The sequence below is a fragment of the Pseudobdellovibrio sp. HCB154 genome (genome assembly GCF_046267985.1).
Taxonomy (GTDB): domain Bacteria; phylum Bdellovibrionota; class Bdellovibrionia; order Bdellovibrionales; family Bdellovibrionaceae; genus Pseudobdellovibrio.
The window spans coordinates 85,878-98,970 of the sequence record NZ_CP176530.1 but is presented as its reverse complement, the minus strand read 5'-3'; the positions used below and the strand labels follow the sequence as shown (position 1 = coordinate 98,970).

Below are 13,093 nucleotides of genomic sequence, written 5' to 3'. Positions count from 1 at the left end.
CATGACTCTGGGAGATAAATTCAAAGGCTTTTCAAATGATCTGCAAGTAGGAGCTAAAAACGCTTCTCAAAGCTTTGCCCATGCGATGTTACGCCTAGTGTCCGGTTTCTTTATCGGTTTAGTTTTATCGTTAATTATTCAAGAGCTTACCCAATCGGGCACTTTTATGCTGCTGTTTTTAACGATTGTCTTTACCACAGCTATTTATAAAGCCCTTAGCCGCTTCGGCATGATGCAGATTTTGATCTTTGATCTTATCTGTGTGTTGCTTGGCACTGTGCTTCGCATGTATATTCTGATCGCTCCGGGCAAATAACCGGATTTCTTAAAACCAAGGATTTTTTGTGATTGATATTAAGCTCTTAGAGAAAAAAGCTGAAAATGGAACGTCTTACTTTGATGACTATAAACAAGGTCTAATCAATCGCGGAGCTTCCACAGAAATTCTTGAACAGATCATGAAAGCGAACATCACGCGCAAAGAAATGATCAACACCGCAGAAACAGAAAAAGCCCGTCAAAATAAATTAAGCGCTGAAGTAGGCCAATTAAAACGTGAAGGTAAAGATGCTTCTCACATTCTTTCACAAGTTGATCAATTAAAAGCCCGTGTTAAAGAATTAGAAACTCAAGCTGCTGAAACAGACGCGAAAGTTTATGATTTATTATTAACGATTCCAAATAAACCACACTCTTCTGTTCCGGTTGGTAAATCTGAACACGATAATAAAGTGGTTAAAACTGTGGGCGAGCCAAAGAAATTTTCTTTCAAAGCGAAAGAACATATCGAGCTTGGCGAAAAATTAAATATCTTAGATTTTGAACGTGCCGCTAAAGTGACTGGTGCTCGTTTTACTTTCTTAAAAGGCGCTGCGGCTCAGATGGAACGTGCCTTGATCCAATTTATGATGGATATGCACTCTACTCAACACGGCTACACTGAAATGATTCCGCCATTTATGGCGAATTATAATAGCTTCGTGGGCACTGGACAGTTTCCTAAATTTAAAGAAGATGTTTTTAAATTAGAAGGTACAGATTACTGCTTAATTCCAACAGCAGAAGTTCCAGTAACTAATTATTACAACAACGAAACTTTAACTGAAGACCAATTACCTCAGTCTTTCTGTGCGTATTCTCCATGTTTCAGATCTGAAGCAGGTTCAGCCGGAAAAGACACGAAAGGTTTAATTCGCCAACATCAATTTAACAAAGTTGAGTTAATGACTTTCTGTCATCCATCTCAATCTTATGAAGTGCACGAGCAATTAACTTCACACGCCGAGAAAATTTTAACTGAGTTAGAACTTTCTTACCGTAAGTCTTTGTTATGCACAGGTGATATGGGTTTTGGATCTGCAAAAACTTACGATTTAGAAGTTTGGATGCCGGGTCAGAATACGTACCGTGAAATCAGCTCTTGCTCGAACTTTGAAGATTTTCAAGCGCGTCGTGCAAACATTCGTTTTAAACCTAAAGACGGTGGCAAGCCGCAATTCGTTCACACGCTGAACGGTTCTGGTTTAGCTGTTGGTAGAACTTTAATTTCTATTTTTGAAAACTATCAACGTGAAGATGGTTCAATTGAAATTCCAAAAGCTTTACGCGGTTACATGGGTAATAAAACAGAGATTAAATAGCGCTGAAGCGCTTTAAATTAAATTTCTTTCCCGAAGGGCGTTTGTTAAAACGCCCTTTGCATTTTCAGCGATAATATCTCCGTGAGCCATCACGATTATTTCTATATCTAGTGACAAAATTTTCTCAGCCGTGATTTTAAATTCTTTTTTATTTTTTAAAGTGCTTTTAAACCAACGGCTGATCGCTGGTTTATTCCAGGTTCCGAACGCCTGCTGAATCACCCACGTTAAAAAACCTTTGCGGTTATGCAGATTAAAAATCAAATCGGTGACGACCAACGTTTTGGCTTGTTTATGATAAAGCATCATTTCGTGGGTTGATCCACCAAGGATGGGAATAACTTCAATTTCATCACCCATTGTCCAATTTTTTGGCAACAATTCAAAATCCCAGGTTAAATCATTGCGTTTGTGAGCCAATTCTTTAGTTGCCCAAAGCTTAGCGTTTTTCAGGTGGTTCTTCGCAGATTTCACGAATAAATGATGCAAATCACACGGGGCTACTATGTGCCTTACTTGCAAATTCGACTTGATCTGGGCCCAATCTGCCTCGGTAAAATCGATTGGCGAAACCATGATGCTATCGCCGTTATTCAGACGCAAAACTGTTGATCTAACAGGCAAATAGAAGTTTTTAAACATCTCAATTTCAGCATCGAAAGTGTAAACCCAGTCATTAATTTTCATACTGAGATTTTCTTATGCAAAAAGAGCAGCTGTCTTGAGCTTTTCAGATTTTGTGTGCGCAGCGTTGAAATGCTGATTCGCGAAAAACTCATTGAACCGAAGGCTCATTTTTAATAAAACAATCGACGGAAAGTTGGTAGAGCGGTTGAATACACCAGTCTTGAAAACTGGCATCCCTTCGCGGGGATCGAGGGTTCGAATCCCTCACTTTCCGCCATTTAAGGCCGCTCGAAAAATCTCTAAAATCATTTACAATTAAATATCACAACTCTGAAAAAGCGGAATTTCCAAAACTTCGCCTTTGTAATCAAGACGTTTTAATTTTTCTCTAAAAACATCAACTGAGATCGACTGACTTAACGGTGGATAAAAATCATCATGATGATGAGGAATCACCACTTTAGGATTTATGATCTTAGTTTGGTGCGCGACAATGCCTTGAATATCTGAATGACCCTGCAATGGCGCCAGTAAGTAATCTACTTTTAAATCGCGATACTGTAACAACTCTTTTTCTGTACACCCGGCAGAGCTGATAAAAAGAATTTTTTTATTTTTGATTTCAAACGAATAGGTTTGAACTAACCCTTTAGGGTAACCAAGTCCAAGCCCGCACAGTTTTGAGCAATCACCTAATTTACATCTTTTAAGAGTTGAATAAACCAAAGGTAAATCAAATTTCACATGCGAACTGCGGTACGCGCGTAAGTTAAATTTTTTAAAAAGTATTTCGTTATGAGACGCATGAATCAATTTCTCTGATGGTAACCCACGCAGTTTAAGCATTAAACCCGTAAGCCCCGGAGCAAAAATCTTAGCGTCAGAATGCATCGCGATTTGTGGAACATCGTAGGTATGATCAAAATGCCCATGACCGATAAATACCCCTTCGACATTCGCAAAAGAATCCACTGTAAACGGTGATTTTTCGCCTTCGCCCCTAGAGATAAACGGGTCAAAAGCAATTGTTCCTTGCTCGCCCTTAACAATAAAGCCTGCTGTTCCTAACCAAGTTAAATCCATAAAAACAACGATAGCACTACTAGGTCTTACAAAAAAGTGACTATTTACGACCGCTGATAAGGCCGTGGACGGTTCTGACAGTTTAGGCCTGTTTTATGCGTTTTAAGGTGGTTGGCTATTTGCTCCTAAACCACCTGTATTCATTTTAATTATAGGAGAAAACCATGAAATTAATGAAAAATTCGGCCAAATACCTTGTTGCAGCAGCTATTACAGCTTTTACTTCAGCTAGCTTTGCGCAATTAGCTCAGGGTTCATTTATCGGTAAGTCAGACAAACAAGGATCAATCACAAACGATCGTATGACTTTACTTATTAAAAAAGACCAAACGCCTGGTTCAGAAGATTATTATGCAATCTTAGCTGAATACGATTTATTAGTTTTCTCTAAAATCACAAAATGGATTAACAGAATGTACGCTTACAAAATGGTAAAACAATCTGATTTAATCTACGCGATGGTTCCTTTATTTGCTAGCAGCGCTGGTGATCTTGAAATCAAATACGACGTACAACCTTCAGCTCTTGTCTTAAAAAAAGCGGGCTCATTAGAAGGCGCGATTTTATCTCGCTCTGAAGTTAAAGATTCTACTAAAGTTGTTGAAAGAATTAAATTTACAGATGAATCTTCAGGTTCAACTTGGGAAAACTTTATCGCTGGTAAATATTTAGGAACACAAAAAACATCTGGTTTAGATTATTTCCAAGATAAATATAACATGGAAATCACAAAAGACGGCGTAGCCCGTTTTAACTATGAAAAAGAAAACATCAAAGGTGATTTCCAAATTCACGAAAGAATTCCAGGCGTATTCTACACATTAACGCCAAAATCAAACGATGTTAAGGGTTTAAGCCGCGTTCAAGGCCGCATTGGTTTCTTCGTTGATATCGTGAACCAAAAACCTAAGAAAACTAACGACGAATTTATGATGATCAACCCTCTTAAAGCTGACGACATCGGTTTCTACTACGAAAGAGAAGGCTTATAATTTTTAAAGAGCCCTGTCTTAAAAAACAAAAAGGAGAGCTTTCAGCTCTCCTTTTTTATTTGTGCTTTAACTTTTATCTTATTTCCAAGGAGCAAATGCTGTATCTAGGCCTTTCATGTGCGGCGCTAGTTCAGGCATATGGCGCGAAATCACTTGCGCTAATGTACCTTGTTGATCAATCCATTGAAGACCAGCTTTAGTGTAGTGATCTGCATTGTAGTAATCTGTAAAGTAAGGATCAGCCATTAAACGACGTGATGCCATTAAGATAAAGATTTGGAACATTGTCTCACCAAAACCGAAGTATCTTGTCGGTTTACCTAAAAGTTTATTCACGTGAAAGAAACCATCGTCTTTAGGACGTACTTCTTCAGCTAATGTACCCACAAGTAAGTCGATCATTTCTACGTTATCGTTACCCACAGAATCGAAACCGTAAACTGTTTCAAACTTTTTGATGACTGCTTTTTGACGTTCATCAAGAGTTTTCGTTGGTGGGAAGAAATCGCGGTAAGCTTTGATTGGCTTTAAACCAATCGCACGGCGGAATTGATTATAGCGCGGAACTCCACGTTCACGGTCACGCATAATATCAACCATTCCTAAATCCATTTTACCAATGATTGGAATTTCTAACTGTTGCATGAATTGTGGAAAGTTATTTAACACTAATTGACCCGGCAATTGTGTACCAAAAGAATAGAATAAATCTTTTGAGCTGTATTTTTCCATCACACCGTAAGCTTTTTCATTACGAGTTTCTGCAAAAGGAACCTCTTCAACGATAGATTTGTTCGATTCATTTTTGAAAACTAATTTTTCAGGAAGTAATGAGTGTAAACGGTAAACAGAAGTAAATTCTTCAGTGATGCTGTACGGAACGCCGTAATCATTACGTTTGCTACCAACCACGCCGCCAATAACGTACCCGGCGTCGATGTTTTTAGAATGGTCTGTTTTTGTCAGAAGTTTTCCGACAACAGGAACATTCTTTAATTTATTTGCACCCCAAGTTGCTGGGTTAGCTACGCCGTACCAGTTAACATGCATCGCACGTTTAAGAGCACCATTTGGTAAAATCGCCGGAGTCCATTCAACTGTATGAATTTTCGCTAAAATCGCGGCATTGATTAAACGCGCTGTTTGGAAAATCTCTTCATCAACTTGTGCCGCCGTCATTGAAATTTTCTTGTCTTGGCCATTCCAGATATAACGATCGCTGGCTTTATCATAAGTTACATATTTTTTTGCCAGCATATCTGCAACCGCATTGTGCTCTTTCACAAAAAGAGTATGTAACATACTTAAACCAACCCACCAGTTGTCTCTAAAACCTGTTACTTCGTAACCTTGGTTTTGCTTGTTGCGGCCAATTTCTAAACCTGTATTTTTAGGTAATAAAGTTTGACCATTGGCAGTTACCATTTTCATTCTTCCACCTGAAAATGAACGCAATTCAGCTTGAGCTGCTTTATTGCTACCGTAGATTTGTGAAGCATCCCACCAGTGAGTCACTTCATTTAATGAAACTTTACCGTATTCATTTTTATACTGTTTAGCTGGAGTAAGATTATCTTGTGTTCTTTCTACTAATTGAGTTGAACCATCTTTGCCAGTTACAACGTATGGATTTGCATCCATATTTTTACCATGTGTTAACCAGTCGTGATTCATAAATTGAATCCATACAGCTGCTAACATATTTAAAAATGGAACCGGCTTAAATTCTTCACGTGTGAAGAATACGTCTGAAACTTGCTTTGGATTTGGCGTCATTAAATTTTTCGACGCATTTTTATCAATAAATTTAGGATCAACGTTACGACCAAACGCCACTCCTGCGGCACCCGCTAAAGGGCGACCTGGATCATAACATGTACCATCAGCGGAACGAAATTTAGTATTCGCTTGGTTACAATCAACTTTGCGGTAAGACGCATAGTTAGAATGTGGGTCATGAAGATTATTTTCTAATAAACCTTTACGAACATCACTTAATACTCTTAAAGCAGCAACTTCAGTATTTTTTTCTGACCAAGTAGTCCAAGGTGTCTCTGATAATTCAGAGCTTGGTAATCTTTCAGCACCGTTACTTTGTGTATTAATAGCCACCGGTTGCGTAGTGCACGAAACCATTAACTGCGAAGCGACAACTAAACCCACGACAACACGTCGGCGAATCATAAAATCTCCTTTTATATTAGGCATACTTCTTGATGCTACCGACATTGTTGTGTCATTCAAAATTATTTCTTAAACACGATCTGACTGAGGTATAGTCGTGCGACCTAAGACCAGTTGTCTTTGCTCCAGACTAACGAGCATTTCGTATCTAAGTTAACTTAATTTATATGAAAAAAAATATTCTTAAGATTTCACTGATCGGTTTTGTTGTGGTTTGTGCTGGCGTCTATACCTTCATTAATGAGTTAGTTGAGCCACCGGCTTTACGAACTCCGGCTTCACATCCAGCAAACTATGAATCTTTAAAAGGCTGTGAAAAACAGAATGTTTTATGGCAAAAAATTCAAGAAACTCGTGTAACGACATTGCCACTTCCAGAATTACGAAAATTTGGTTTTTTTCAGTTCTTAGCTATGACAAGACAAGAATTAGAAATCAAAGGCCAAAATATTTCTGACTTTGCACCTACTGGATGGAAAAAATTAATTCACAGTCGTGGTGCTGTGGCTAAAGTTAAATTAGACATCACTGACAAACATTACTCTGGTGTATTTAGTGGTGCCGAATGTGCTTTATTACGACTTTCTTTAACATTTAAACCAGGTGGTTCAAAAGGTGTTGCTCCGGGTTTAGCCCTTAAAGTTTTAAGAGATGGTACTCATAGCGCCAATATTTCGGCGTTATATGGTATCGACGGGCAAGGTGAAGATTTTAACTTCTTCAGAAACACTTTATCAAATATTGTAGATCCAGGTAAAACATTTGGCGCGAAGATGATGCATAACCTATTTGAAAAAGCGTCGCCTTTTCCAGAAGAAATTAAAATTGAAGACATGGCTCTGATCGATGCTGCCGGTAAGCAAGTTACTAACCCAGTTATTCCTCGCCGCATTTTCTTTGTACCTACAATGACTAATCAATTTTTATCTAGCGAACACGATGTCAGAGAAGACTTTTTAAAAATCCCGGCCGGTACAGCTTTATATGAAATTCATTTAGCTTCTCCAGATGGAAAAGATCTAAGAAAAGTAGGCCACATTGTAACTGCCTCTGAATTTACTTCTTCAGAGTTTGGCGATTCAGGCCTTTTCTTTAGACATCAGTTTAAATACTAGAAAATGAAATTATTCATCCTACTTCTTACCTTTACAAATATCGCACTCGCCGCCACTGGAAAAATTGATACCCTGCGCGGCGATGTAACTATCACTACTAACGGCAAAACAAATACAGCTCTGGCGGGTGCCATTGTTAATTCTGGTGACTCGTTAAAAACCGGCTTAAAATCGTTTGCCTTGATTACTATGAATGATGGTTCGGTTTTTAAATTAGGCCAAAAAACTGATTTATCAATTCCAGCAGATAACAACATCAATTTAAAAAGCGGCTCTGTCTTTAGTAAAATTTCAAAACAAAAATCAAATCAACAGTTTAAAATTAATACGCCAGTGGCTGTGATCGGCGTACGCGGAACAGAGTTTTTTACTTCTTACGGGCAGAGCGAAGATAAAAAATCAGATGTTTGGACCTGCGTAAACGAAGGCAGCGTTGAGGTCGCAAGCACTAAAGGAAAAAAATCTGTTATTCTGAATCCCGGCGAGGGCGTTGTTGTTCCAAATGGCCAAGACGTCACAGCGCCACAAAAATATGCTTGGACGAAAAAATTAAATTGGAACTTTGATCCCCAAAAAGGCGAAGTTGAAAGTGATGTTCAAATAAAATACGAAAATCTTTTAAAAGAAGATTATGATTAGATTACTTTTAGTACTGGCTATTATTACCAGCTGTAGCTTTACCTTTGCAGCAGGAAATGTTCCCGAACATATTAATAAATCCAGTGAAACTGAAGCACGCCTTCGTTATTTGCAATCAGTAAATAACTTTACTTTATTCGCTGAAGCTCAAGTCGCTGATCAATCAGATCACCGCGAATATAAATCAATCATGCTTGGCAGTTATTATCGTTTTTTTGATAATTTGCGCGCTGGTCTTTTTTATCAACGTCAGTACGGATTTCGCCACGATGAGGATTGGTTTAAAGATCCTGTAACTCTTGTTTGGCAATGGAGAAACACCAACGACCGCGGCGAAGATTTAGCTATTTTAGATCTTTCACCCAAAGTTAGCTTAGCTGACAGTTGGACTTTCGAATTTAAAACGCGCTACGAATACAATTTTTTTAGTTCTGATCGTTCATTGCGTTTACGCCCTAATTTAACTTACTTCTGTCTTCGTGATGGAGAGCCTCTGGCAAGTTTTTTTCTGCAAGCAGAACATGTGTTGGGTCTTAATTACGGCACACACGCAGTTAATGAACGTTGGCTCTACTTAGGCGGGCTTTATCATTATTCATCAGCCTTACAATTTGGTTTGTTCGCAGCTAAAAAATGGCAACAATGGAGCAGCACTCCTAATTACACAGCTATTACCGGGAAAACCTATACTGTAGATGCTGACAGCGATGTGTTAGGTCTTACGTTAATTCTAAAAAAATAGACTCAACTAAAATCCGTTCAGTGGGGAAAAAAACCTCGACCTTGTGATTGATTTCATATATTATCGATTTGTTTGTTTTGTTATCCCTTGCTTAAAAGCCTCACTGTTCTAGGCTTAAAGTATGAAAACATTAATCCACCTTATCGTATTTAGCCTTTTATCAATCAACGCCCACGCAGCAACGCTTACAGCGGCGCCCGTGAAAGACTTAATGAAAGAAATCGAAGCTACGAATTTCAGATACACTGAAACAGGCATGGCTTATGGTTTTGCGACAATCAAGAGCTGTGTGTACACAAGCCCTGATATGATCGTAATTAAGAACTACTGTTCACCAAAGAAAGATTATCCAGCTAAAGGATACACCATCATTTCTAAAAAATTTGGTTTAATTGAATATTACCAAGAAGAAGTATCAGACACGATCTTAAAACGTGATGTCCGCATTGATGGCTTTCCAGAAATGGTTGCTCCTTATTTAAAAGCGAATTTAGATGGGCAAAAACTTTCGACGATCAATAATTTCTTAGAATCAATGAATCAAAAGCCAGATCCAGCGTGTTGGTCAACGAACTACAGCTTCTATGTAGAACAACCAGAAGCTGCTTGTTACAAAACAGATATTTCTGAATTCCCAGCTTGGGAAAAAGAAACACAAGAGCTAACTGGCAACGCAAAAGACTGGGCTGCTTTAATTAAAGAGATGGAAACAAAATTTCCTCGCTAATTAAGCACTTAAATAAAAATTAAACTTTTAAAGCCGGGGCACTTCACCTCGGCTTTTTTTTTGCTGTTTATTGTTAATGGCCTGGGCCACAACTATGAAACAAATATTTAAAGACCGTAAACAAGCAGGGCGTTTATTAGCCACCCATCTTCAGAAAGCCATCGAACTGGATCGTAAGGACAGTCTGATCTTGGCCCTTCCACGTGGCGGAGTGCCCGTGGCTATTGAGGTCGCTAATGTCTTAAATATTCCTATGGATGTTTTAGTCGTTAGAAAAATTGGCCACCCGTTTCAGCCTGAATATGGTATCGGGGCAATAACCGAAGACGGTTATTACTGGACAGACCCAGGTGCGGTTCGCGTATCTGATATTCAGCCGCAACAAATTCAACAAATCGTAGAAAAAGAAAGTGTCGAAGTTTCTCGCCGTATAAAAAAATACCGCAACGATCAGCCTCTGCCTTCGTTAATGGGAAAAACTGTCTTACTTGTTGATGACGGTCTTGCGACCGGAGTTACCGCACGTGTAGCCGCTCAATATGTAAGAACTAAAGGAGCTCACCGAATTATCTTAGCTGTACCCATTGCACCCGATAACACGGCTCACTCGCACCCACCAGAATTTGACGATATTGTGTGTTTTCACCAATCACCATCGCTTTTGGCAGTCGGGCAATTCTATCAGGATTTTACGCAGGTTACTGATCAGGAAGTTTTAGACATTTTAAAAAAGAAAAACCATAAACAACGTGAGAACTTCATATGATCAACATTGAAGAACTAATTATCAAAAACGCATCTTTTCTTGAGCGCCCCGATGATTTAGCGCCACTTATAGAAAAAATTAAAGATAAAAAAATTGTGATGTTAGGTGAATCCAGTCATGGCACGCATGAGTTTTACGAATGGCGAAGACTTATTTCACAAGAACTTATTCAAAATCATGGATTTAGTTTTATAGCGGTTGAAGGCGATTGGCCTCCAAGCATGGTGTTAAACAGATTTATCAAACAGGGTGATTCAACAATCTCTAAAACCTTAAAAAGTTTTAACCGTTGGCCAACCTGGATGTGGGCCAATACTGAAATCATAAAACTAGGACATTGGTTACAAGATCACAACCTGAATACCTCGTTAAAACAAAAAGTAGGCTTTCATGGCTTAGATGTTTATTCATTATTTGATTCAATGGATATGGTCGTTAAAGAATTAATGACCATTGACCCAGAGATCGCCGATAAGGCGCGCAACCTTTACACTTGTTTTGATCCTTATCAAAGAAATGAAAAACGTTATGCTAAATCGTTATTTCAGATTCCTGAAGGCTGTAAAAAAGCGACCTTAAAAGCTTTAGATGAAACTCTAAAAATCAGACTTAAAGATTTAACAAAATATGAAAATCTTTTCGATGCCCAACAAAATGCCCGCATTGTTAAAAATGCTGAAGCTTATTACAGCACGATGATTCATGGAGATGAAGATTCGTGGAATGTGCGCGACCGCCATATGATGGAAACATTAAATCACTTACTTCGTTATTATGGTCATAACTCAAAAGCCATTGTTTGGGCTCATAACACACATATCGGTGATCATCGCGCAACCGATATGGTTTCAGAAGGGCTTGTTAATCTGGGCGGCATTGCGCGCGAACAATGGGGCCATCAATTAGCTCTCGTCGGTTTTAGCACTTATGAAGGTGATGTTATGGCTTCACGTGCTTGGGATGGTAAAGCCGAAGTGATGCGTGTTCCGCCCGGACGGGATAAAACCTATGAAAAGTTTTTTCACAATGCCTGTGAAACTTTAAACCGCAACACTCTCTTAATGTGGCTTGAACCTTTTTCTGAAAATTCACCTCTGACAAAAGTGTTCGGTCATCGCGCGATTGGCGTTGTTTATAATCCTGAATTTGAGCGCGGAAATTATGTTCCCACAGCGCTATCTCAGCGCTACGACGCTTTTATTTTTGTCGATCGCAGCAACGCAATCATTCCGATCCCGCAGGAATTTGCAACCAACGAAATTCCTGAAACTTGGCCCCGAGGGCAATAATTTTGAAAAAAAGGAGACTTTATATGAAAAGAACAGCACAAGTACAATGGCATGGTGGCTTAAAGCGCGGAAAAGGATTTTTATCAACCGAAAGTGGCGAGCTGCGTGATATCTCATTTACTTACGGAAAACGTTTTGAAGATGATCACGGAACAAATCCCGAAGAATTAATCGGGGCTTCTTACGCGAGCTGCTTTTCGATGGCCTTATCTGGCGAATTAGAAAAACGCGGCTACATTCCAGAAAAATTAGAAATCACATCAGAGGTTCATTTAGATAAAACAGCTTCAGGTTGGAAAATTCCGCAGATTCATTTACGCGTGGCTGCTTCTGTTCCCGGAGCGACCGCCAAAGAAATTGACGAGATCGCAAGTCATACAAAAGATAATTGCCCGATTGGCAAAATTTTAAATACTCATGTGTCGATGGAAGTGCATATTCCTACTCATGAATCTGTAGCACCCGAATCAATGATTTAGCGGCAAAGCGTACGCTTATCAAAAAATTCGTAATCATTATCGCAGGGCTTATACTGATCATAAGCCCATTGCTCATTTTGCCAAACTTGATCGATGAAGTAATATTTTGCAGGAACTAAATCTTCAATATAGAAAAACTTAGCACTTAACATCTGAAGAGCTTCAGCTTTTGATTTGTTTTGATAGACCATTTGATAAATAGCTGCGGCTTCACCTGTACGATCAACTCCACGTAAGCAGTGAATTAAAATCGGGCGAGGTGCTGCTTTATAAACTTCTAAAAGCTTTAACAGATCTTCACGTAACGGAATGCGCATGGCATCCATCGGAATATTCACAAAATTGATATTATATTTCTGAGCTACGGCGGCTTCGCCATCAAACCAAGCTTCGCCTTCAGAGGCCCCACGAAGATTGATAATGGTTTTGATATTTTTCTTTTGGATTAATTGCTCAAGCGCAACGGGTGTGAGCTGCGCCGAGCGGATCATTTTGCCTTTGTCGATTTCATGAATGTTGTCAAAAATCGATGCGGCCTGAGAATGACTTAAATAACTAAAAAAACAAATTAAAGCTAAAAATTTCTTCATACCCTAAAATTAGAGCATGAAGATTTAGCCTGCGCTATTAGAAAGTTTCAGTTTTAACTGAGTGATTTGCGAATTCAACTTCTACGCTGTCGTTAGACATGAAGCCCATGCCGATAACCTTTTTAGCAACGCCAATCGGAGCACGAACACATTTAGTGTATTTAGAAGCTTCGTTATTGATGTTATAGGCTGTAACGATAAATTTTCTTTTGCCGTTAGC

The 13,093-nt window shown here is 38.9% G+C and carries 14 protein-coding genes and 1 tRNA gene; 11 read left to right on the top strand and 4 right to left on the bottom strand.

Going from position 1 to position 13,093, the window contains the following annotated elements; genetic code table 11:
- Nucleotide 1 precedes the first annotated feature (1 nt).
- Together ACKWCF_RS00535 and serS are read left to right on the top strand one after the other, a co-directional pair.
- Nucleotides 2-316 (top strand): hypothetical protein, encoded by a 315-nt coding sequence (locus tag ACKWCF_RS00535; RefSeq protein WP_409478736.1) that lies wholly within the window; start codon nt 2-4, stop codon nt 314-316.
- Nucleotides 317-344: 28 nt separating this feature from the next.
- On the top strand, nt 345-1,640 hold the full coding sequence (gene serS, locus ACKWCF_RS00530) for a serine--tRNA ligase (RefSeq protein ID WP_409478735.1): 1,296 nt from the start codon (nt 345-347) through the stop codon (nt 1,638-1,640).
- Between the two features lie 12 nt (nt 1,641-1,652).
- On the opposite strand, the gene ACKWCF_RS00525 is transcribed toward serS, so the two are convergent.
- The gene (locus ACKWCF_RS00525) at nt 1,653-2,327 is read right to left on the bottom strand and encodes a DUF4336 domain-containing protein (RefSeq protein WP_409478734.1); all 675 of its coding nucleotides are present in this window, start codon (nt 2,325-2,327) and stop codon (nt 1,653-1,655) included.
- Nucleotides 2,328-2,454: 127 nt separating this feature from the next.
- On the opposite strand from ACKWCF_RS00525, the gene ACKWCF_RS00520 reads away from it, so the two are divergent.
- Nucleotides 2,455-2,544 (top strand) — tRNA-Ser (locus tag ACKWCF_RS00520).
- A gap of 38 nt (nt 2,545-2,582) precedes the next feature.
- Here the strand turns inward: ACKWCF_RS00520 and ACKWCF_RS00515 are convergent.
- Nucleotides 2,583-3,350 carry an MBL fold metallo-hydrolase gene (locus ACKWCF_RS00515; protein ID WP_409478733.1) on the bottom strand — a complete coding sequence of 256 codons (768 nt, stop codon included), beginning with the start codon at nt 3,348-3,350 and terminating at the stop codon, nt 2,583-2,585.
- 164 nt (nt 3,351-3,514) lie between these two features.
- Between ACKWCF_RS00515 and ACKWCF_RS00510 the strand changes: the two genes are divergently transcribed.
- Nucleotides 3,515-4,342, top strand: coding sequence for a hypothetical protein (locus ACKWCF_RS00510; protein ID WP_409478732.1), 828 nt, complete (start codon nt 3,515-3,517; stop codon nt 4,340-4,342).
- Between the two features lie 78 nt (nt 4,343-4,420).
- On the opposite strand, the gene ACKWCF_RS00505 is transcribed toward ACKWCF_RS00510, so the two are convergent.
- Complete coding sequence (locus tag ACKWCF_RS00505) at nt 4,421-6,526, bottom strand: peroxidase family protein (protein WP_409478731.1); 2,106 nt, start codon at nt 6,524-6,526, stop codon at nt 4,421-4,423.
- A 167-nt stretch (nt 6,527-6,693) separates the two neighbouring features.
- Between ACKWCF_RS00505 and ACKWCF_RS00500 the strand changes: the two genes are divergently transcribed.
- The 7 genes from ACKWCF_RS00500 (at nt 6,694) to ACKWCF_RS00470 (ending at nt 12,283) form a co-directional block, all read left to right on the top strand.
- Nucleotides 6,694-7,641 carry a hypothetical protein gene (locus ACKWCF_RS00500; RefSeq protein WP_409478730.1) on the top strand — a complete coding sequence of 316 codons (948 nt, stop codon included), beginning with the start codon at nt 6,694-6,696 and terminating at the stop codon, nt 7,639-7,641.
- A gap of 3 nt (nt 7,642-7,644) precedes the next feature.
- On the top strand, nt 7,645-8,280 hold the full coding sequence (locus ACKWCF_RS00495) for a FecR domain-containing protein (protein ID WP_409478729.1): 636 nt from the start codon (nt 7,645-7,647) through the stop codon (nt 8,278-8,280).
- Nucleotides 8,273-9,022, top strand: coding sequence for a hypothetical protein (locus ACKWCF_RS00490; RefSeq protein ID WP_409478728.1), 750 nt, complete (start codon nt 8,273-8,275; stop codon nt 9,020-9,022). The genes ACKWCF_RS00495 and ACKWCF_RS00490 overlap by 8 nt, the downstream gene beginning before the upstream one ends.
- 121 nt (nt 9,023-9,143) lie before the next feature.
- The gene (locus ACKWCF_RS00485) at nt 9,144-9,749 is read left to right on the top strand and encodes a hypothetical protein (RefSeq protein WP_409478727.1); all 606 of its coding nucleotides are present in this window, start codon (nt 9,144-9,146) and stop codon (nt 9,747-9,749) included.
- 94 nt (nt 9,750-9,843) lie between these two features.
- Nucleotides 9,844-10,515 carry a phosphoribosyltransferase gene (locus ACKWCF_RS00480; RefSeq protein ID WP_409478726.1) on the top strand — a complete coding sequence of 224 codons (672 nt, stop codon included), beginning with the start codon at nt 9,844-9,846 and terminating at the stop codon, nt 10,513-10,515.
- Nucleotides 10,512-11,804, top strand: coding sequence for an erythromycin esterase family protein (locus ACKWCF_RS00475; RefSeq protein ID WP_409478725.1), 1,293 nt, complete (start codon nt 10,512-10,514; stop codon nt 11,802-11,804). The genes ACKWCF_RS00480 and ACKWCF_RS00475 overlap by 4 nt, the downstream gene beginning before the upstream one ends.
- A 23-nt stretch (nt 11,805-11,827) precedes the next feature.
- The gene (locus ACKWCF_RS00470; RefSeq protein ID WP_409478724.1) at nt 11,828-12,283 is read left to right on the top strand and encodes an OsmC family peroxiredoxin; all 456 of its coding nucleotides are present in this window, start codon (nt 11,828-11,830) and stop codon (nt 12,281-12,283) included.
- On the opposite strand, the gene ACKWCF_RS00465 is transcribed toward ACKWCF_RS00470, so the two are convergent.
- Nucleotides 12,280-12,873, bottom strand: a complete 594-nt coding sequence (locus tag ACKWCF_RS00465) for a fused DSP-PTPase phosphatase/NAD kinase-like protein (protein WP_409478723.1) — start codon at nt 12,871-12,873, stop codon at nt 12,280-12,282. The genes ACKWCF_RS00470 and ACKWCF_RS00465 overlap by 4 nt on opposite strands.
- Nucleotides 12,874-13,093: the final 220 nt, after the last annotated feature.